Annotated in this window: 14 protein-coding genes; 9 read left to right on the forward strand and 5 right to left on the reverse strand. The window is 38.8% G+C overall.

What is annotated here, in order from left to right; genetic code table 11:
* Positions 1-302: 302 nt before the first annotated feature.
* Positions 303-1,268, forward strand: a complete 966-nt coding sequence (locus AC1M9I_RS08180; protein ID WP_481610913.1) for an RluA family pseudouridine synthase — start codon at positions 303-305, stop codon at positions 1,266-1,268.
* A 126-nt stretch (positions 1,269-1,394) separates the two neighbouring features.
* The gene (locus AC1M9I_RS08185) at positions 1,395-2,063 is read left to right on the forward strand and encodes an HAD family hydrolase (RefSeq protein WP_481596200.1); all 669 of its coding nucleotides are present in this window, start codon (positions 1,395-1,397) and stop codon (positions 2,061-2,063) included.
* Positions 2,064-2,107: 44 nt separating this feature from the next.
* Here AC1M9I_RS08185 and hcaR read toward each other — a convergent pair whose 3' ends face one another.
* The gene (hcaR, locus tag AC1M9I_RS08190; RefSeq protein WP_481610902.1) at positions 2,108-3,013 is read right to left on the reverse strand and encodes a DNA-binding transcriptional regulator HcaR; all 906 of its coding nucleotides are present in this window, start codon (positions 3,011-3,013) and stop codon (positions 2,108-2,110) included.
* Positions 3,014-3,694: 681 nt separating this feature from the next.
* Between hcaR and AC1M9I_RS08195 the strand changes: the two genes are divergently transcribed.
* The gene (locus AC1M9I_RS08195) at positions 3,695-4,816 is read left to right on the forward strand and encodes an MBL fold metallo-hydrolase (RefSeq protein WP_092766704.1); all 1,122 of its coding nucleotides are present in this window, start codon (positions 3,695-3,697) and stop codon (positions 4,814-4,816) included.
* Between the two features lie 45 nt (positions 4,817-4,861).
* Here AC1M9I_RS08195 and AC1M9I_RS08200 read toward each other — a convergent pair whose 3' ends face one another.
* Both AC1M9I_RS08200 and AC1M9I_RS08205 read right to left on the reverse strand, forming a co-directional pair.
* Positions 4,862-6,382, reverse strand: coding sequence for a catalase (locus AC1M9I_RS08200; RefSeq protein ID WP_035264193.1), 1,521 nt, complete (start codon positions 6,380-6,382; stop codon positions 4,862-4,864).
* A gap of 426 nt (positions 6,383-6,808) precedes the next feature.
* Positions 6,809-9,046, reverse strand: coding sequence for a fatty acid desaturase (locus tag AC1M9I_RS08205; protein ID WP_481610903.1), 2,238 nt, complete (start codon positions 9,044-9,046; stop codon positions 6,809-6,811).
* A 111-nt stretch (positions 9,047-9,157) separates the two neighbouring features.
* Here AC1M9I_RS08205 and AC1M9I_RS08210 point away from each other — a divergent pair, with 111 nt between their 5' ends.
* From AC1M9I_RS08210 to AC1M9I_RS08235, 6 genes are all read left to right on the forward strand, one after another.
* The gene (locus AC1M9I_RS08210) at positions 9,158-10,174 is read left to right on the forward strand and encodes an AraC family transcriptional regulator (RefSeq protein WP_481594844.1); all 1,017 of its coding nucleotides are present in this window, start codon (positions 9,158-9,160) and stop codon (positions 10,172-10,174) included.
* A 151-nt stretch (positions 10,175-10,325) separates the two neighbouring features.
* The gene (locus tag AC1M9I_RS08215; RefSeq protein WP_481594845.1) at positions 10,326-11,975 is read left to right on the forward strand and encodes an acyl-CoA dehydrogenase family protein; all 1,650 of its coding nucleotides are present in this window, start codon (positions 10,326-10,328) and stop codon (positions 11,973-11,975) included.
* A 207-nt stretch (positions 11,976-12,182) separates the two neighbouring features.
* Entirely contained in the window at positions 12,183-13,355 is a 1,173-nt protein-coding gene (locus tag AC1M9I_RS08220) for an efflux RND transporter periplasmic adaptor subunit (protein WP_481610904.1), read from the forward strand.
* The gene (locus tag AC1M9I_RS08225; RefSeq protein ID WP_481610905.1) at positions 13,352-15,265 is read left to right on the forward strand and encodes an ABC transporter permease; all 1,914 of its coding nucleotides are present in this window, start codon (positions 13,352-13,354) and stop codon (positions 15,263-15,265) included. Before AC1M9I_RS08220 ends, AC1M9I_RS08225 begins: the two co-directional genes overlap by 4 nt.
* Positions 15,266-15,586: 321 nt before the next feature.
* The gene (locus tag AC1M9I_RS08230) at positions 15,587-17,131 is read left to right on the forward strand and encodes an MBL fold metallo-hydrolase (protein ID WP_481610906.1); all 1,545 of its coding nucleotides are present in this window, start codon (positions 15,587-15,589) and stop codon (positions 17,129-17,131) included.
* Between the two features lie 217 nt (positions 17,132-17,348).
* Positions 17,349-17,525 carry a DUF7230 family protein gene (locus AC1M9I_RS08235; RefSeq protein WP_180028638.1) on the forward strand — a complete coding sequence of 59 codons (177 nt, stop codon included), beginning with the start codon at positions 17,349-17,351 and terminating at the stop codon, positions 17,523-17,525.
* Positions 17,526-17,795: 270 nt separating this feature from the next.
* On the opposite strand, the gene ptsP is transcribed toward AC1M9I_RS08235, so the two are convergent.
* Both ptsP and AC1M9I_RS08245 read right to left on the reverse strand, forming a co-directional pair.
* On the reverse strand, positions 17,796-20,090 hold the full coding sequence (ptsP, locus tag AC1M9I_RS08240) for a phosphoenolpyruvate--protein phosphotransferase (RefSeq protein WP_035264179.1): 2,295 nt from the start codon (positions 20,088-20,090) through the stop codon (positions 17,796-17,798).
* Between the two features lie 98 nt (positions 20,091-20,188).
* Positions 20,189-20,659: an RNA pyrophosphohydrolase gene (locus AC1M9I_RS08245; protein WP_035264177.1), complete on the reverse strand. Its 471-nt coding sequence runs from the start codon at positions 20,657-20,659 to the stop codon at positions 20,189-20,191.
* Between the last annotated feature and the right edge of the window lie 73 nt (positions 20,660-20,732).

Below are 20,732 nucleotides of genomic sequence, written 5' to 3' on the forward strand. Positions count from 1 at the left end.
CTGATTTATGTGCAAAAGCACAATTAAACGCAACAGTTTGTCTTTTTGCCGATATAATAAGCCTTCGGCGTTGGCATATTCTTTTGGGACCATTCCGAGTTTATGCTAAACAAAAATTTAGTTTGAATTTCAAAATTTTGAAATCTCTAAACAAATGTTCACTTACGGCGGTATCCGTGCGCTGACTATAGCAAACCTTAGATCATCTGCCTATGGGCTACACAGACATTTCTAGTGAATTGGGTAGTCTAAATGATCAGTTTTTAATCGAATTTAGTATTTTTTTAGGTCAACGTAACTGTATGAATTCTACGCAAGAATGGCAAAGCGTCACTTGGTTTGAAGTGGATGAGCACCAATTGGGGCAACGCATCGACAATTTTCTATTCGCTCGTCTTAAAGGAGTACCGAAAAGTCGAATCTATCGTTTAATTCGTGAAGGTCAGGTGCGGGTCAACAAAAAGCGTGTGAAAGCGGAAACCAAATTAAATATTGGTGATCAAATCCGTGTTGCACCGATTCGTTATGAACAAAAAGATGAATCTCAAGCTCCAGTATCAGACAAAGTCGCGCAGGGCTTGTTAAGCCGTGTGGTTTATGAAGATGAAGGTCTTTTAGTGGTGAACAAACCTTCTGGGATTGCGGTGCACGGTGGAAGTGGTGTGGCGTATGGTTTAATTGAAGGCTTACGCGCAGCGACAGGGAAAAAATATTTAGAACTGATCCATCGTATTGACCGAGATACTTCAGGCTTGGTGATGATTTCTAAAAAGCGTAGCGTGTTAAAAACACTTCAAGATATGCTTCGTGAACACAAGATTCAAAAAACTTATGCTGCTGTGGTGAAAGGCCAAGTCACATTAGACTCACAATTAATCGATGCACCATTACATCGCTATGAGTTAGCCAATGGTGAACGTCGAGTACGTGTATCTAAAGAAGGAAAACCTTCAAAAACCCAATGGAATGTAGCAGAACGCTTCATGCATGCATCACTTGTGTATGCGTCACCGCTTTCTGGTCGTACACATCAAATTCGTGTACATGGACTCAGTATCGGTCATCCCTTGGTGGGTGATGAAAAGTACGGGCATGAGACGGAATATCGTGGACCTAAACCACGCCGGTTATGTTTACATGCAATGCGCTTAGAGATCCCTGGATATCCAGTAATTGAAGCTCCATTGCCTGAGGATATGCAAAGCTTGGTTGCACAACTTCGCGCACAAAAAGCGGATAAACCTGTAGTGCAGTCTCAACAAGACTGAGTGCGTCTCAGTGGTTGTGTAAAGATTGAATCGTTGTGTCATGACGAGGTCATGCAACGATGGGATCTTAATATGTCACGATGATATTTAAGTGGCATCTGCCCGATCAAAATTAGGATACAAAATATGACATCAGCGGTAAAACTCATTATTTTTGATTGGGATGGCACCTTATTTGATTCAGTGGGTCAAATTGTTGAAAGTTTAAAATTTGCCGCCAAACAATTTAATCAACCTTTGACTGATGAGGATGCTAAAAGCATTATTGGCTTAGGATTACCTGAAGTAGCGCAGGTTTTATTTCCTCAGGTTCCTGATTTACACGAGGCAATTTTACAGTCTTATTCAGCGCATTATGTTGAGTACTCGAAACATGATCGTTGGTTTGATGGTGTGGCTGAAATGTTGCATGATCTCAAAGAGTCAGGTATTCATTTGGCTGTTGCGACAGGAAAAAGTCGTAAGGGGCTAGATCGAGTACTGGGGCAAACTCAGAGTGTGAGTTTGTTTTCAGCGACACGTGCAGCCAGTGAAACAAAATCAAAACCAGATCCGTTGATGTTGGCTGAAATTTTAGCCGAAACTGGTTTTAATGCAGATCAAGCGATAATGGTAGGAGATACTTCATACGATCTTGAAATGGCATTGAATATTCGTATGCCAAGTGTAGGGGTGACGTATGGCGTTCATGTACCTGAGGTACTACAGCAATATCATCCACTTGCGGTCGTGGATTCCATTGATGAATTACATCAACTTTTAAAAAATTTGATTAATCAGTCAGTTGCTTGCTAAATCACATCGATAAAAAACCCGCTCAATTCAGCGGGTTTTTTTATTCAAGTTGAACTTTGATTAAAGTCTAAATAAAAGACTTTTGAAAGTAACTCCATAAATTTTTGCACAGCAATACCAGTGGCATTCTTGCGATAACTTACAAAGAGATCCAGAGAAGGTAGCTCTACATCGAGTGGACGAGTCACACTATTTTCCAAGAGAAGTGGCATAATATAGCCAGGAAGAATCGTACACCCTAAGCCAATACCAATAGAGTTAATGTTAAACAAGATATTGTCAGCTTTTTGAACAATTTTAAAAGAAACGCCATTTTGTTCAGCAAAGCCTAGAATGGTGTCATGTAGGGTTTTAGATTGTTCATCTGAAGGGATCACAAAATCAATGCCATCAAGCGCTTTTACAGGAATACGTTCGTACTTTGCCAAAGGGTGGTCTTTAGGCAGAATAAAAACTAAAGGTTCACGCAGTACAAAGCGACTGTCGATCTCTTCAGAATCTAAACGTTGACGAGTAAAAGTAATGTCCAATTCACCTTTCTTTATGCCTTTGAATTGCTCAATATTATTTAAGCTTTGTAATTCAATTTTTAATTCGGGATTTTGAACACGTAAGTTAGGTAATACATAAGGAAAGATTTTCATTTCTGCAACTGGCACAAAACCAATGCGTAGCATTTTTTGTTTTGCTTTAGACACTTGGCGCGCCATATTAATTGCTTTTTCTGCTTGAGCAATGGTGAGTCTCGCCTGTTCCAGAAACACAGCGCCTTCTTCGGTCAATTCAACTTTTCGTTTGGTACGATTTAGTAAACGCACACCAACATCTTCTTCTAAATCTTTGATTTGTTGGCTGAGTGAAGGCTGTGCTGTGTAGAGCTTAAGTGCAGCTTTGCTAAAATTAAGCTCTTCTGCAACTGTAATAAAATAGCGCAAATGCCGTAATTCCATATAGCCTTCCAGAGAATAATCTAAAAAATGTCTTAATGTTGCTAAAGATGAGTATAAGTGAAATTGATCAATAAGTAGATGTATTTTGGTATTTAGTTAGTGAATGAAGCATTTTTTTGTATTTTAAAATTCACATGCATTTAATTTCTTACTTAGATAGAAATTCTACATTTCAAGATCGAACTCTCATCGTGAATGAGTGACTGATTTGTATAGGTTTAGAAAAGATTGTATCTATTAAAGTTGAAACCAATTGTTTCGGCTTTAAGTCTATGAAAAATAATAATGTAGAGAAAAGTACGTTGAAGCTTTGGGAGATCAGTTGTTCAGCGTTAAGTCACATCCTAAACAAAATTTAACTTCCTCTATTTAAGATTTTTGTGGGTGATTAAAAAAACATCAAAAATCAGAAAAAAACAACAAAATCATAAACAAAAAGAAAGTCTGAGTTGTATATGATGAATAATAGAGGGATGATTGGTGTTCTATTTCACAATTTATTGATGAAATTATAACCACTTCATGGGAATTGAGATTGATGTTGTCTTAAATGAAACACGAACAGTGTATCTTTTAAAAACATAATTTAAAAATGCGAATAGATGATGAACATAATCTATTTATATAACTGAATAATCAACTATTTCAAAATCGCTTCGGTTTAAGGTGCTTACATTTATTATGTCTAATTTGACTGATATTCCAACGACGACTTCGAGTAATCCAGAGTCTACACTTGTTGTTGGACGGAAGCCGCAAGATTCTAATCTGCACTATCAACTAAAGACTGAAGATTGTATTCGGCATGTGTGGTTTAAACCAAAACTTAAATTGGTTTCACTGGATCACCATAATGGGCAAAGATTCGTTAATCAGGAACCACGTCCTGCACAGCTCAACCAATGGAATTTATATAAATGGTTGATGGCTCGTAAAAGCTTTACCTGGCAAGGTGATTTCGCGAAAGAGCAACAGGACTTTATTCAAACCAAACGTGCTAAGCCTGAGGCTCGTCCGCATGCAGATTTAGAAGATTGGCAAGTATGGTTTGTTGGTCATGCTACGGTTTTAATTCAAATTGGTCCATATAACTTCTTAACCGACCCTGTATGGGCGGATTATGTAAGCCCAAAGCACGGGAGTGGACCGAAACGTGTTATCCCTGCAGGGATTGCACTTGAAGATTTACCACAGATTCACGCAGTATTACTCAGTCATAATCACTATGATCATATGGATTTAGCGAGTTTGAATTGGCTACATCAAAAATTTGCTATGCCGATCTATACAGGTCTAGGAAATGCAGCCTATTTGCCGAAAGCATTTCATGTGATTGAGATGGATTGGTGGCAGTCTGCCTTATTCAAAGATTTTAAAATTGTCTACACGCCTGCCCAACATGGTTCTGGTAGAGGGCTTCGTGATCAAAACCTTGCATTATGGGGTGGTTTTTCAATTTTATCTGAGCATGGTCATTGTTACTTTGCTGGTGATACAGGCTATGCACAACATTTTAAAGAGATTCACCAGCGCTTAGGTGCACCAAGGATTGCTTTACTGCCAATCGGTGCATATGAACCAAGAGTATTGATGCAATATCTACATATGAATCCTGCTGATGCATTCCAAGCACATAAAGATTTACACGCAAAACGTTCACTAGCGATTCACTATCGTACTTTTCAGTTAACAGATGAAGATCGGAATCAACCTGAGTTGGATCTGCACCAAGCGATGAAAAATGCATCTAAATTTATCAGTCCGTTTTATTGTATTCGGGAAGGTAAAAAACTAATTGTTTGAATAAAAAAACCGCTGATAACAGCGGTTTTTTTATGGAGATATTAATTAAAGTAAGCCGGGATTTCCTTGTGCTGGGTCAGTTGCACGTGCAGCCTGTGCATCAGCTACGGTCATGCCTAATGCTTTTGCAACACCCTCGCCATATGCTGGGTCACAAGCATAGCAGTTACGAATATGACGATACTTAATGAAATCTAATGCATCGCCCATTGCTGCGGCTGTATTGTCAAATAAAGCCTGTTTTTGCTGATCATTCATGAGATTGAATAATGCGCGTGGTTGACTGAAATAGTCATTGTCATCTTCGCGGTAATCCCAGAAATCTGCCGCACCAGAAATTTTTAATGGTGGCTCTTTATATTGTGGCTGTTCCTGCCATTGGCTGAAACTATTTGGTTCATAGTGTGGCAAAGCACCATAGTTACCATCAGTACGACCTTGACCATCGCGACGGTTTGAGTGAACAGGGCAACGTGGTGCATTCACTGGAATTTGATAATGGTTAACACCAACACGGTAGCGTGCAGCATCTGCATAGTTGAACAGACGTGCTTGAAGCATACGGTCAGGTGAGAAGCTGATGCCTGGCACTAAGTTACTTGGGGCAAAGGCAGCTTGTTCTACGTCTTGGAAGTAGTTTTCAGGGTTACGATTAAGTTCGAATTCACCGACTTCGATCAAAGGATAGTCCCCTTTAGGCCATACTTTGGTTAAGTCAAATGGGTGATATGGAACTTTCTCTGCATCTAGCTCAGGCATGATTTGGACGTACATTTTCCATTTCGGGAAATCACCACGTTCAATCGCATCAAATAAGTCAGTTTGAGAGCTTTCGCGATCTTTCGCAATAATCGCTTCAGCTTCTGCATCAGTTAAATTCTTAATGCCTTGTTGCGTGCGCATATGGAATTTAACCCAGAAGCGTTCGTTGTTGGCATTGATAAAACTGAAGGTATGGCTACCAAAACCATGCATGTGACGGTAACCATCTGGGATACCGCGGTCTGACATGACAATCGTCACTTGATGTAATGCTTCTGGAAGTAAAGTCCAGAAATCCCAGTTGTTGGTTGCACTACGTTTGTTGGTTTTAGGATCGCGTTTAACTGCTTTGTTTAAGTCAGGGAACTTACGCGCATCACGTAAGAAGAAAACTGGAGTATTATTACCTACTAAATCCCAGTTACCTTCTTCAGTGTAGAATTTCATTGCGAAACCGCGGATATCACGTTCAGCATCTGCTGCACCACGTTCGCCAGCAACTGTAGAGAAGCGCACAAAAATATCGGTTTTTTTACCGATTTCAGAGAATAATTTAGCGCGAGTATATTGCGTAATATCATGGGTAACAGTGAAGGTACCAAATGCCCCAGAACCTTTCGCGTGCATACGACGCTCAGGAATCACTTCACGAACGAAGTTACCTAATTTTTCATTCAGCCATAAATCTTGTGCAAGTAAAGGACCACGTGCACCTGCTGTCATACTGTTTTGGTTGTCTACTACAGGAGCACCAGCATCAGTTGTTAAGTGGGTGACAGGACATTTTTTTGAGTCATCGCTCATATTCATTCTCCATTTATAATATATGTCTTTCTTGATGGTTGGCTGAGCATTCACTTTTATAAGATCTAGCGCTTCCAATACCAGAGACATGAACCGTTTTGTTCGATCATTCTAAAGCAACATTGTGACAAGAATGTGTGTTTTATTGAGTTTACAAATTCATCATAAATCATGGTGCGTTCAATTGGAGTGTTTAATTTGTAAATAAAATTCCAATTACCCTCTTATAAATTAAGGGTTTATTTGAATATTCACCAATAGAATATTTGGTTCAGGTTAAAAGGATTTAACGATGATTTACAGTAAGGTTTTGGTTGTGCAATTTTTGGATATGAATCATAGGTTTGGTTGTTTAAGTGTTTGAATCTTACTGTCATGAAGCATTGCATGATTACTTCATGACGGCGATTAACTTAAGAATCTTTGTTAAACATCAAGCACAATGATTGGTGAGCGAGCTACAGTGTTGCATAGGGTAATGCGATGTTGAATAGTGGATGAGTCAACTTCTAACTGAGTTTGACCTTCCAATTTAGTGCATACACAGGCTTTGCATAAACCTTGTTGACAACCGCTTGGCAGTTTCAGTCCAGCTTGACGCGCGGCTTCAAGTAAAGTGACATTCCCTTCAATGTCGATACTTGTATTACTCTTTTTGAAAATCACTCGACGTGTAACCCCATCAGACTCAAAACTGAGAGGAGCAGGTTTAAAATTTTCTGTGTGAAATGCTGCTGCTTTAATGCCTGCTTGAATAAGTTGTTGGCGAGCAGAATCGATTAATGCTTGAGGGGCGCAGGCATATACGTGTTGGCATTTAAAATCTCGAATATAAGGTTGGAAAATTTCAAGACTAAAACGTCCTTGTCGTAAATCAGATGCCGACTCGTTCTGAACTTTGGAGCAGATGAAGTGAACATTCAAATTTGAATACTTCGCGATTTGACGAATCTCATTTTCAAACAAAATAGAATTTTCATCATGGTTAAAGTAAAACAAATGAGCTTCAGCTTTACTTTCGATACGCTGATATTTTCTTAACATACTTAAAATTGGTGTAATACCGACTCCTGCTGCGATAAAGATTAACTTCGGCGGAAGGGTGTCTAAAACAAAATCAGGTGTAGATTGTGGTGGACTTACAATCGTCACCTCTGTATTTACAGGAACATGATCATGAATATAGTGAGAAACAATGCCAGCAGGTGTACGTTTCACTGCAATTTCAAAATAGCCATCTGCGGTTTGGCTTTCATGCAATAAGCTGTATTGACGAATATAAGTTTGCCCATTTATTTCAAAGCTTAATGAAATAAATGCACCTGCCTGCCATTTTAAATGTTCCCAGCCTTGAGGCTTGCTCATTTTAAGTGTTTTGACTTGCCCATTAAGCTGTATTTCGACTTGTACAACTTTTGCCGACGCATTATAGAACTGTGGCTTGTGTAAATATGTCATGGTTGAGGGTGGCTGATATTGAATTCCTCGTTTGATACGTTTTAATAATTCTTTTGGTCGAATGAGTAATTTGAAAGGGTTATTTTTTTCTTGATTACCAAAAGGTAGAGTTCTTTTAATGAGGCTGAGCGGTATCGCTGGAATCAGCTTTTCCATGGGTGAATTGTGATAAGGCAAATGATATTTTTCACAAATACTACGTACTACAGCTTTGATTTGTCTTTGACGATTACATGCTAAATCTGGAAATAAATGATGTTCAAGATGTGTATCTAATCCGCCATAAAAGATTTCAAATGGAGGTGGATTTGGATACGGGACCTCTTCATCAAGGATTTTTTTGAGAAACTGATCCAGCGGTGCATATGGGATAAAATTGGTGGTACTTTTAATCTGTCGTATGAAATATTCTTCTTGCGTCTCATCAGGTCCAGGATCTGAATAAAGCTCCAAATTTTCAGCGTGATGTTCTAAGAAGAGGATATGAAGTAAAAAACCATAGCCTATCGTTGTTGTAAGATAATTTCCGATAAAAACAGGTAATTTTTTTGACCATTTTGCAGCGACAGGTGCTTCAATAAACTGTTTTTGAGCATGAGCTTTTATGAGACGAAGTGATTGAGTAAAGGTTTCTTTGGAAAGGATCTTTCGACCTTCTGTACGTGCTGCTGATGTGGCTGTATAGAGTGTGAAATAGTAGGATGGAGTGATCATCAGCGCACTGTAAATCAGCAATTGAACACTGTGATGCCCGTACCAGCTTTGACCTGCCAAGCTTCTTAAAAAGGAATACCCTAAATCATGATCTTTGCCAACGATGTTGGTAAATGGATGATGATTTTGATGATGCATGACGCGCCATTCACGAGGATCAGTCACAAAGTCCCATACCCAGCGTTCTGAATGAAACTCGGTTGCTTGGGGGAGGTGATCATAACTTCCGTGCATGATGTTATGACCGAGCTCTGAAAATTCGAGTAGGGTGTGTAAACAACCCAGAATAATGCCCCGTCCCCAAGATTCTAAACTTATACATTCACGAATAAGTTGCTCACTGCGTAATTTTATAGCCTTTGAATATGCAGCAACATTTCGAATATGATCAATATCTTGGTCGTTCATCTCGGCTTTGGTTTTTTGATATAACGCCGTGAGTTCATTGACCAGGCTTTGCTGTTCCTCAACAAGATTGGCATACATGTTCATAAAAAATTCCATTTTCTTTTATTTATGAATATAAGAGATTGAATTCACTTGTAGAATGATAATTAAACAGTTAAATTTGACATTAGATGACAAATAAAAACGCGAATAATGATGCTTAATTCATGGAAGTTTTTAAGGGAAGCGAATACAGCTCGGGTACTATGTCATGTTGCAGAAAGCTACGGTATTACTTTTGAGCAATGCCTAGAAAATACACAACTGACGAAACAAGATCTTTATCAAGAAAATTTTGAAATCCAAGAGCGAAATGAATTACAGATCATCAGAAATATTCTGAATCTAATCTCTGATGAACATCCCATTGCGCTCGAAGCTGGGCTTCGACATCACACCACCACATTAGGGGCTTGGGGATTTGCAATTTTAAGTAGTGCCAATGTCAGAGAAGCGTTGCTGATCGCGATACGGTATCTAAAATTAGGCGCAATTTTTTCTGATGTGGCCTTGCAAGAAGATGGTGAATTTACACATTTAAATTTATTCCATCATGATCTAAGTGCTGATATGCAATTATTTATTTTAGAAAGAGATATTGCCACGATCATCACACTTCAAAATGATATTCTTGGTGCTCAATTACCCTTTCAGATAGATTTAGCGATGACCAAGCCTTGCTATGCAAACCAGATAGAAGGCTTAACAGGCTATCCTATTTTTTATGATAAACCACAAAGTCGAATCACGATTCAATCTGAATTGTTGCTTACCCCATTGCGTCAAGCTGATGACTTCACTTTTATGCGTTATCAAAAAGAGTGTGAGCATGTATTTCGACGCCGAAAAAGCTTAGGGGACTATAGTAAAAAAATACGTGAGTTTTTATTAAAAAATGCATCCCAAATGCCGACGATTGAAGATATATCCAAAGCTTTAGCTGTCAATGTTCGTACCATTCAGCGCAATTTAGCCAATGAAGGGATTACGTTTCACCAATTGGTTAAAAATTTACGTGAGGATTTGGCAGATGATTTGTTGCTGGGTACTGATCTTACAATAGATCAAATTTCTGAACGGTTGGGTTATGCTGAAGTATCTGTATTTTCTAGAGCATTCAAGCGCTGTAAGGGTATGCCACCAGCAAAATATCGAAAGATGATGCAACAATAGTAAGACATAATACTGAGATCATATTAAGACGTTGATAAAAATTTAATGATAATTCAAGTCATCATTTGCACTAGATAATCTACTTTCAAAAGCTATACTCGATAATATAAATAATCAAGTTATAGATAAAAATTCCAAAGAGGGTTCGTTTATGTCGGCATGGATGACACATCAAATACATAATCAATTTGATGAGCTTCAAGATTACAATCTATATATAACAGATCCAATCTTACAAGAAATCTTACAGCGTTATGGCAGTAGAAACTCAGTCCATTTAAGTGAGTTTGGTGCAGTCGTAGGTTGTGAAAGCTTTTATCACCATGCTGATCTTGCCAATAAACATCCTCCTATTTTACATAGTTTTGATGCTCGAGGTAGGCGGGCAGATTTTGTTGAATTTCATCCTTCATGGCACAAATGGATGGCGTTAAATCGTAAATATGCGGTTCATGCACATCCTTTTCTAAATTTCACTCAAGAATCTGGTTGGGTGGATTGGGCAGCAAAATTCTTCCTCAGTGGTCAAGTGGAGTGTGGAAACTTATGTCCAAACTCAATGACCTTGGGCAGCATTCCATTGATTCAAAAAGAACCTGAGCTGTGGAAAAAGCTAGGAGATAAACTTTTATCCACTGAATATGATGAACGTGATTTACCAATTGCTCAGAAAAAATCGATTTGGATTGGAATGGGCATGACTGAAAAGCAGGGTGGTTCTGATGTGCGTGCTAATGAAACGACAGCTGTTCCAGTTGGGCAGTCTGGAAGAGGACAAGCTTATTTACTAACTGGGCATAAATGGTTTTTTTCAGCACCTATGTGCGATGCACATTTGGTTGTTGCTAAAACTGAGCATGATGGCTTGGCATGTTTCTTTGTTCCGCGATGGTTGGAAGATGGCACAAAAAATGCGATTCATATTCAACGACTCAAAGAGAAGGTTGGAAATCGCAGCAACTCCAGCTCTGAGGTCGAATTTAAAGAGGCTTGGGGCATTATGATGGGGGAGGCTGGACGCGGCATTCCAACGATTATTGAAATGGCAAACTATACCCGATTAACGTGTGCGGTAGGTTCAAGTGGCATTATGCGTCAGGCCCTAGTACAAAGCATTGCCTATACACGTCAACGTCAAGCATTTGGTAAGAGACTCATTGAGCAACCATTAATGCGGTCGGTGCTCACAGATCTTGCTTTAGAGACTGAAGCGGCAATGCAGTTGAGTTTCCATTTGGCTCATTGTTATGAACATGACAGTGAACTTTGTTTGGCATGGAAACGTATCATGACACCAGCAGCAAAATTTTGGGTTTGTAAAAGAGCAGTAGAAATGACTGGTGAAATGATGGAAGTCTTTGGTGGCAATGGCTACGTTGAACATGGCATCATGGCTCGTCTCTTTAAAGAAGCACCTGTGAACACCATTTGGGAAGGGTCAGGTAATGTCATGTGTCTCGATGTGCTTCGTGCTATTTCACGTGATCCTGAATCAATCGAGCATTTATTTAAAGATTTAGCATCTACTGCAAGTCACGACAAAATACTTAATGAAGAGTTGCAGGGACTGTTTAGATTATTTCATCAGGAACCTGATGATTTACAATTTATGGGGAGAAGCTTAGTCAGTCGTTTGGTTGTGCTCTCTCAAGCAGTATTGCTGAAACGTTATGCGCCAGATTTTATTGCCAATGCTTTTATTGCGACGCGTTATCAAAAATTTCATGGTCAAGTGGTGGGAATGCTTGATCCTAAACAAGTAGATGTGACCTCAATTTTAAATCGAGCATTTGCCGCTTAATTATTTTCCAAAACCCTTTTCTGATAGACAGCCAACACATAGATGCGGTTGGCTGTTATCGATACATAAAAATAAATAAGTACGACAGTGTGAAAAAATAGAATTCACTAGAATCGTGTCATTAAAAATTTTTAAATTTTGATCATATTAAAGTGAATAAAACATGTTGATCAAAAGTTATCTCCTCAATAAAGATTATTCGTCATTATGCACATGCAAAAAAAATCAAAAAAATTAAAGTATTTTTTGGTCTTAGTGGTATTGGTTGCTTTAGCTCTTTCTGTTTATTTCTATATTCAGTCACAAAAAAAGCAGCCAGAACCGCAGACCGTTGAAGTCACTCAAGGTGATCTAACGCAGATTGTTAAAGCCACAGGTGAAATTTATGCATCTGATATTGTCTCCGTGGGTGCACAAGTCTCAGGTCAAATTCAAAAGCTGTATATCAAGTTAGGACAGGATGTAAAAAAAGGCGAATTAATCGCTGAAATTGACTCGACAACACAGTTGGACAAGCTCAATACCAGTAAAGCCGAACTTGAAGCTGCGAAGGCAGACTTGGCAGCGAAACGTGTCGCTTTACAAACTTTAAAACAAAACTATCAGCGTAAATTAACCTTATACAAAGCTGAAGCAGGCTCTCGTGAAGAGCTCGAACAGGCGAATAATCAGCTTAAACAAGCGATTGCAGATGTTGAGTCAAATGAATATCGGCTGAAACAATTACAGATTAATGTGAATACAGCACAAACTGAATTGGGCTACACACAGATTCGCTCTCCATTGACGGGTACCGTGGTTTCCATGCCTGTTGAAGCTGGTCAAACCATTAACTTTGCACAAACGACACCTTTGATCGCGACGATCGCCAACTTGAATAAGATGGAAATCCGAATGCAGGTCGCAGAAGGTGACTACACTAAATTAAAAGAAAACATGCCAGTTAAATTTAGCACCTTGGCAGACCCCAATGTGAAATTAGATGGTGTGATTCAAAGTATTGATCCTGCTTTAACGATCCTGACCAAAGGAACTTACGACGATAAAAATGAAAATGCGAATGCAGCAGTGTTCTACTATGCAAGAATGTTGGTGGACAACCCTGAGCGTAAACTCAGTATCGGTATGACAACCCAAAATGACATTATTGTAAATCAAAAAAAGAATGTGCTGAAAATTCCGAAAACAACGGTGATTGGATATGGATCAGATGCCATGGTTTACCTCTATCAACCTGATACAAAACCTCAACCAAGAAAAGTCGTGACTGGAATTTCTGACTCAAATGATATTGAAATCAAGTCTGGTTTAAAGTTGGGTGAAAAAATTTTGGCAGAGGCACCTGACGATAGTGCGAATACATCAGGCGATACTCAATGAGTTTGATTGAACTAAAAAAAATAAATAAATTTGTAGGTCCAGAAAATAATCAACAACACATCCTAAAAGATGTCAGTCTCAGTATTGAACAGGGTGAGTTTATTTCGATTATTGGGCAATCAGGTTCAGGTAAGTCTACTTTAATGAATTTACTTGGATGTTTGGATCAAGCCTCTTCAGGACAGTTTCTGTTTCGTGGACAAGATATTTTCTTATTGAGTAATGATGAGCTTTCATCGTTACGTTTAAAAAGTTTTGGGTTTGTGTTCCAACGCTATAATTTATTGAATGCTTTATCTGCTTTAGAGAATGTCGCCTTGCCCGCGATTTATTCAAATTTGAATGCAGAAAACCGTGCAGATCGAGCACTGCAACTTTTAGCTCAGCTCGGTTTAGCTGATAAGAGTGACAATAAACCCAATGAAATGTCGGGTGGACAGCAGCAACGAGTCAGTATTGCCCGCGCACTTATGAATGGTGGTGAGGTTATTTTAGCCGATGAACCCACAGGCGCTTTGGATTCTGAAAGTGGTGAAATGGTCTTGCAAATTTTGGAAGATCTACACCGTCAAGGGCATACGATTATTTTAGTTACTCATGATAAAAGTATTGCAGAACGTGCAGATCGTGTCATTGAAATTAAAGATGGACGCATTCTTTCGGATACGCAGCGTCAATCTTTAGGGCAAGTTTCTCCATCAAAAGTTTTTCATGCGGACATGAAATTCAGCTTTGTTTCCCAAGTGTATGAAGCGATGAAAATGTCTTTGCACTCAATTTTCGCCAATCGTTTAAGGTCATTTTTGACCATGCTAGGGATTATTATTGGCATTTGCTCAGTCACCATTGTCATTGCCATTGGTAATGGTGCAAAAGAAAAGTTTTTGAATGATTGGGGAGGACTGAAAACAGCAACACTTGAGATTTATCCTGGTGGAACAGCTTTAGCTGCATCTGCCAGCCGTTTAAATATGGATGATTTAAATGCTCTCAATGAGATGAAAGAAATTATCCATGTTTCTCCACATGTCAGTTTAAGTGGGAACATGATTTATCAAAATCGTAATATTGATGTGAGTGCAACAGGTGCAGATGGTTTTTATTTAAAAATTAGAAACATGAAAGTTCAACATGGTCGCTTTTTTACACAGAGCGATGTTGAACAGCGTTCCCAAATTGTAGTGATTGATAAGCAAGCTGCTGAAAAGTTATTTGGACAGCAAAAATTAGCTTTAGGTAAAACAGTCTTATTTAATAAGCGTTCTTATGAAGTTGTTGGAATCGCTGAACCTCAATATAGCTCAGGTTCTTCACAAATTTGGATGCCTTATAATGTATTGATGTCACAAATTTCAAGTAGTGATCATGTCAATCTGCTGACTGCGGTACTACATCAAAATACTGACTCAGTAAAAGCCGAAAAGAAAGTGAGGCAACTATTGATTGCTCGTCATGGTGTGGAGGATTTTGATATATATAACAGCGATGAGTCTATGAAGTCCTTTGAAAAATATTTAGGAACGATGACTTTCTTTATTTCTGCAGTAGCCTTCATTTCATTGGTCGTAGGTGGCGTTGGTGTGATGAATATCATGCTCGTTTCTGTGACCGAGCGAATTAAGGAAATTGGCTTACGAATAGCAGTTGGTGCGCGCCAAAGTGATGTGCAGGCTCAGTTTTTGATTGAATCTGCAGTTTTATGTTTATTTGGTGGCGTAATTGGTGTTGCGATCGCCTTGATCGCCAGTTTTATTTTTAATGCGATTAGCTCAGATTATAAGATGGTATTTTCATGGTCAGTTGCTATTATCGCACTGCTATTTTCAACGTTGGTTGGTTTGATCTTTGGTTATATGCCCGCTAAACGTGCTGCAAACTTAAAACCAATTGAAGCCTTAGCCCATGAATAAGAAAAAATTAGAGATGGCTGTTCAGAGAGTATTGTCTGTATTAACAGGAATTCCAAGTTAGAGATACTAAAGTTAACATTTTTTATCGTGGAATTTATTGTTGCAAATCAGTCTAATATTTTAACTGAAAATTCGATTTTTTTACTTACTAAACCGTAAGTACTTCTCATCCTTCTTCTGCCTCAATAAGCTGTTAATTCGCCTTGTTACACTGCCACATCCGCAGTATGACGAGGGGAAATATGGCACTTTTGCTTTAAAGCTTATTTAAAAAATAAAGATCAATAAGAACCATAGATAAATTTATCTCATGAGGCTGATATGACAAAACTCCTAACCACTAGTTTATTTGTGACCACCATTGCTTTAAGTGGCTGTAATGATTCTGATGATAAAAGTCCAAAAGATTCATCAAATCCATCTCCACTCACTTTGCAGACTTATACTCCTGGAGAGGATGCTGTTTTTGCCGTTGCATCAACTTTAATTTCAGGAAAAAAAGATGCTATTTTGGTCGATGCTCAATTTCAGAATCAATACGCTAAAGACGTAGTCAATCTGATTAAGAAATCAGGTAAAAATTTAAAATATATTTATATTTCCCATAGTGATCCTGACTATTATTTTGGAACCAATGAAATTTTAAAAGCATTTCCAAATGCTAAGGTTGTTTCAACCGCGCAGACAGCTTATTTGATACAAGCCTCTAAAGAAGATAAGTTATCAGTTTGGCAGCCACAATTAGCAAAAGGCGATGCTCCTGAAAAGATTATTATTCCTGAAGCCTTAAATTCAGGATATATGGAATTAGATGGGCAAAAGATTCAAGTCCAACTTGATCCAGAAGATTCCGCACATAGTTTCCTATGGATTCCAAGTTTAAAAACGGCATTGGGTGGTATTTCGGTCGCTTATGGTGAGCATTTGTGGATGACCGATACCAGTCGTGTGCAAGGGATCGATCTTTGGAAGAAGCAAATTGATAAAATACTGAGTTTAAATCCTGAAAAAGTGATCCCAGGTCATTATGTAAAAAGTGACTTTTCACCTAAGCCATTGGATTGGATTAAAGGGTATTTAACGAACTTTAAAACAGCAGTTACTGAAAATCAAAGCTCGGAGGGGATTTTTGGATATATGAAAGCAAAGTATCCAGATCTTGAGTCGAGTGAAGAAGTGCTAAAAATGTCTGCACAAGTATTTGCCAAAGAAACCGATTGGAAAGTTGCATCTCCTTATCCGCCAATAGGACAAAAAATTCAAGTCGATTTTACGAGTTTGAAATTTGATCTTGATGTCAAAGACCATAAAAACCTAACTTTTACAGGTGCCGCAGATCTTTCTGAAGCGGTAAAATACACACCTGTTGAGATTGCTAAAAATATTTTTATGGTTTATTGGCATGAGGATAAATCAGGAGATAATGTCGTTCATATTCAAGATTATAATCGAAATATCGTTTACACCAACATTGCTGGGAATGATGGAACAATTCATCTTAAAGGCAAAATACAGGGTGTCAAAGGTGTAATCAAGGACATCGGTTTACAACAAGCCTTGAACAAACCATTCTTCGCTATTGGACAGACTTTGGTGTTAAACATCAATGGTCAAACGCAGCATCTTGAATTCAAAGACCAAGGTCTTTTAAATATCACATCAGGACAAAATACATCTGCCAATATTAAATATTTAGCCACACAGGTTGGACCTGAGCAGTTTATGGTGTATTGGGCAGATGATGCGACTAAAGAAAATGTTGTATTAGTCATCGATCAAAAGCAAAAGATCGTTTACCAAAATATCGCAATGCCAGATGGAAAATTTAATCATCATCGAGGTACATTTAGTCTTCTACCGAAATAATGATGATTTAGTCCTTTCTATGCTGTGTAAGAGCATCTTCGGGTGCTCGAGTTATTGATCAATTTAACATAGAAAAATGGCAGAGCTAATCTTAAACATTGTATGCATACGATGAATGTCATTGAAAAAACCATTATGAATTTGCTTGTATAATGTACAAAAAAGCGTAATATCGCTTTCCCATCATCTAGGGTGGTTAAACTGAAGGTAATATAAAATGGCAAAGAAAAAAGCGTTGCCAGAAGTTGTGATTCACAACTTTGTGGCAAAACATATGCATGAAGTCAACAAAAGCCAAGTTTTTGTAGATCGTAAGAAAAATGCAAAACGTGGCTATAGCAAGCACAAAAAAGGGAGATATTCGAATGATTATCTCCCTTTTTTATATGCCTAAACACGTGAAGGTTAGTCTGCTCCACCACTACTTCCACCATAATCTATATCTACATATGATGATTCGCTCATTTGGTGTTCAGAATTCATCGTTAAACCATGATCTAGCGTATAATTTGAAATAGGTTTATTGGGTCTTGAACTACTTTTTGATTTACTAACATATAAATGAAATAGAATTACCGAGATCGCTACGATCGACATGAAGATAAAAAAAGCCAATTGATTATGTTGTTACTCAGCTCTTTCTCTGCTTAAACCGAGATTCATATTAGGCATTTACAATACGATTCGATTTCACCATATCCGCTAAACCATGGTGACGGAAATAATATTCCATCCAACTTTTCACAATGAGTGGATTACTCATTTTCACCACTTCATCTAAAAGCGTTTGCGCATCTACCATTGGAACATGACAAATTGCTTTACGGACTCTGAGAATATTGCTCGAACTCATTGAAAGCGTATTAAAGCCCATTGCCATCAGTAAAATTGCTGAGAGTGGATCGCCAGCCATTTCACCACAAATACTGACAGGTTTGTCATATTTATGACACTCTTGAACTAAGCGTTGCAATGCTCGAAGCACTGAGGGATGGAAGTGAGAATAAACACTCGATACACGTGGGTTATTACGGTCGACTGCCAACAAATATTGGATTAAATCATTCGAACCCACTGAGAAGAAATCAACTAATTCTGCAAACTCACCAATTTGAAGCAAAACACTAGGTACTTCAACCATGATGCCAATTTTAGGACGATTAATTTTAACTTGTTCTTCTTCCTGAACCGCAGCTAAGTCACGTTCAATAATATAAAGCGCTTCTTCTACTTCACTGACGCTGGTGATCATTGGCAGCAAAATATGCAAATTATTCAAGCCGACACTGGCTTTTAACATCGCACGAATTTGTGAAGAGAAAATCTCAGGATGATCCAAGGTAAAACGAATCCCTCTCCATCCTAATGCTGAGTTTTCTTCTTCTATTTCGAAATAAGGTAAATCTTTATCTGCACCAATATCCAAAGTACGCATCACGACTGGTTTATTGGCAAAGTGACTAAGTTGTTGACGGTAAATCGCCCGTTGCTCTTCTTCACCCGGGAAACGATCACGCAACATAAATGGAATTTCTGAACGATAGAGTCCGACACCTTTGGCACCGCGTTGTACACCACGCACGACATCAATCATTAAACCTGTATTCACAAATAAGCGTACTGCAACACCATCAGGAGTGATGGCATCTTTGGTTTCATACTGTTTAAGATCTTTGGCGATTTGTTCTTCTTCTTTTTGGATGTCACGATAACGTTGACGTAAACGGCGTGGTGGATTGATAAATACACGTCCTTGATAGGCATCAACAATCATTTCCACATCATCAAGGGTAGTCACCGGAAGTTCGGTGACACCAACAACTGTGGGGATACCCAAAGCACGTGCTACAATCACCATATGTGAATTGGCAGCCCCTTCAGACGTCACAATCGCTGCAATCTTATCGACAGGTAGTTCAACCAGTGCTGCCGTACTGATTTCTTCACCCACGATGATACTGTCATTACTCAGTTCTCGGTGACTTAAATCATCTTCTTGAAGCGCTGCTAAAATACGACGCCCAAGGTCTTTTAGATCTGCAACACGTTCTCGTAAATAATCGTCTTCCATTTGTGCAAAGATTGCCACATGACGATCAATAACGTGTTTAACTGCACCTTGAGCCCAGTGACCATCACGGATTAACTCTTTGATTTCAGCAGGCAGGGCATTCTCATCCAACATTCTCAAGAATACGCTAAATAATGCACGTTCCTCAGACATCAAAGAATCTTGCATTTTATCATCAAGTGATTGAATTTCTTGGCGAACTGAATCAACCGCATGATCGAGTAATTCAAGCTCTTCACTGATATCTTCAGCTTCGCGGTCAGGTACTGAACCTAAATCTGCGGGTGGATAAAGAATAAGTGCACGACCTAATGCAATACCACCTGCACCTGATGATCCTTGAAATGTTTTATAGGTTGGAGAATTATTTGGCTTACGGAAAACATCAATATTTCCAACTGCATGCGCATGGGCGATAACGCCAGAAAGTTGCGCACAAAGTGTGACTAAAAACGATTCAGCAGCTTCGCTAAAGTCTTGTGGTTCAGTATTTTGAACCACGAGAACACCCATGACTTTTCGACGATACATGACAGGAACGCCAAGGAAAGAGTTATAAATCTCTTCACCCGTTTCTGGGAAATACGCGAAACGCTCATGCTTAAACGCATTCTCGATATTGACGATTTCCTCGCGTTGCCCAACGAGTCCGACCAAACCCTCACCCAACTGCAATGATACATTGCCAATGGATTCAGCGTTTAAGCCTTTGGAAGCCATCAGAACGTAACGTTGGTTACGTTCATCAAGTAAATAAATAGAGCACACATCTACATGCATTGCTTCAGAAATTTGGTTGACCATAATTTCTAACGAATCATGCAAACTGACAGACGCATTGATTTCTTGGACAATGCGCCGTAAAGAGTCTAATTGCATGTTCGACATGTAGCGGTGCTCCTCTTAAAGGGATGTAATTATGGTGATTATTCAAATAGTCGAAATAAAAATCAAACATTTAAATTCAATGTTTAATATAAATCATGCTATGGCAGATGCATACACAATTCCAACATGGCACGACGGTAAACATCTTTTTTGAAGTTCACCACTTGGCCTAGTGGATACCAATAGCTGACCCATTGCCATTGATCAAACTCTGGCGGATCATTTAAGTTCAACTGAATATGATTCGTTGACGCGACTAATTTCAATAAAAACCATTTTTGCTTTTGTCCGATACACACAGGATCAGAATCTGATCTGATGTAGCGAAGTGGCAAACGATAATGTAACCAACCTTCGGTCTGAGCAATTATTTGGACGTGCTCCGGCAATAACCCGACTTCTTCACGGAGTTCCCTGAAAAGTGCCTGTTCTGGAGTTTCACCAAATTGGATGCCTCCTTGAGGAAATTGCCAAGCATTGTGACCAATGCGTTTTGCCCATAAAACTTGTCCAATATCATTTGCCAAAATGATCCCGACATTCGGTCGGAAACCTTCTGAGTCGATCATTTGGCACCTAAAATTTATTAAATTCGTTGACTTTGGGTTCGGGGGCATCCACTCTCTATGCCCAACTCGAAAA

Source organism: Acinetobacter sp. ANC_7553, from assembly GCF_056779895.1.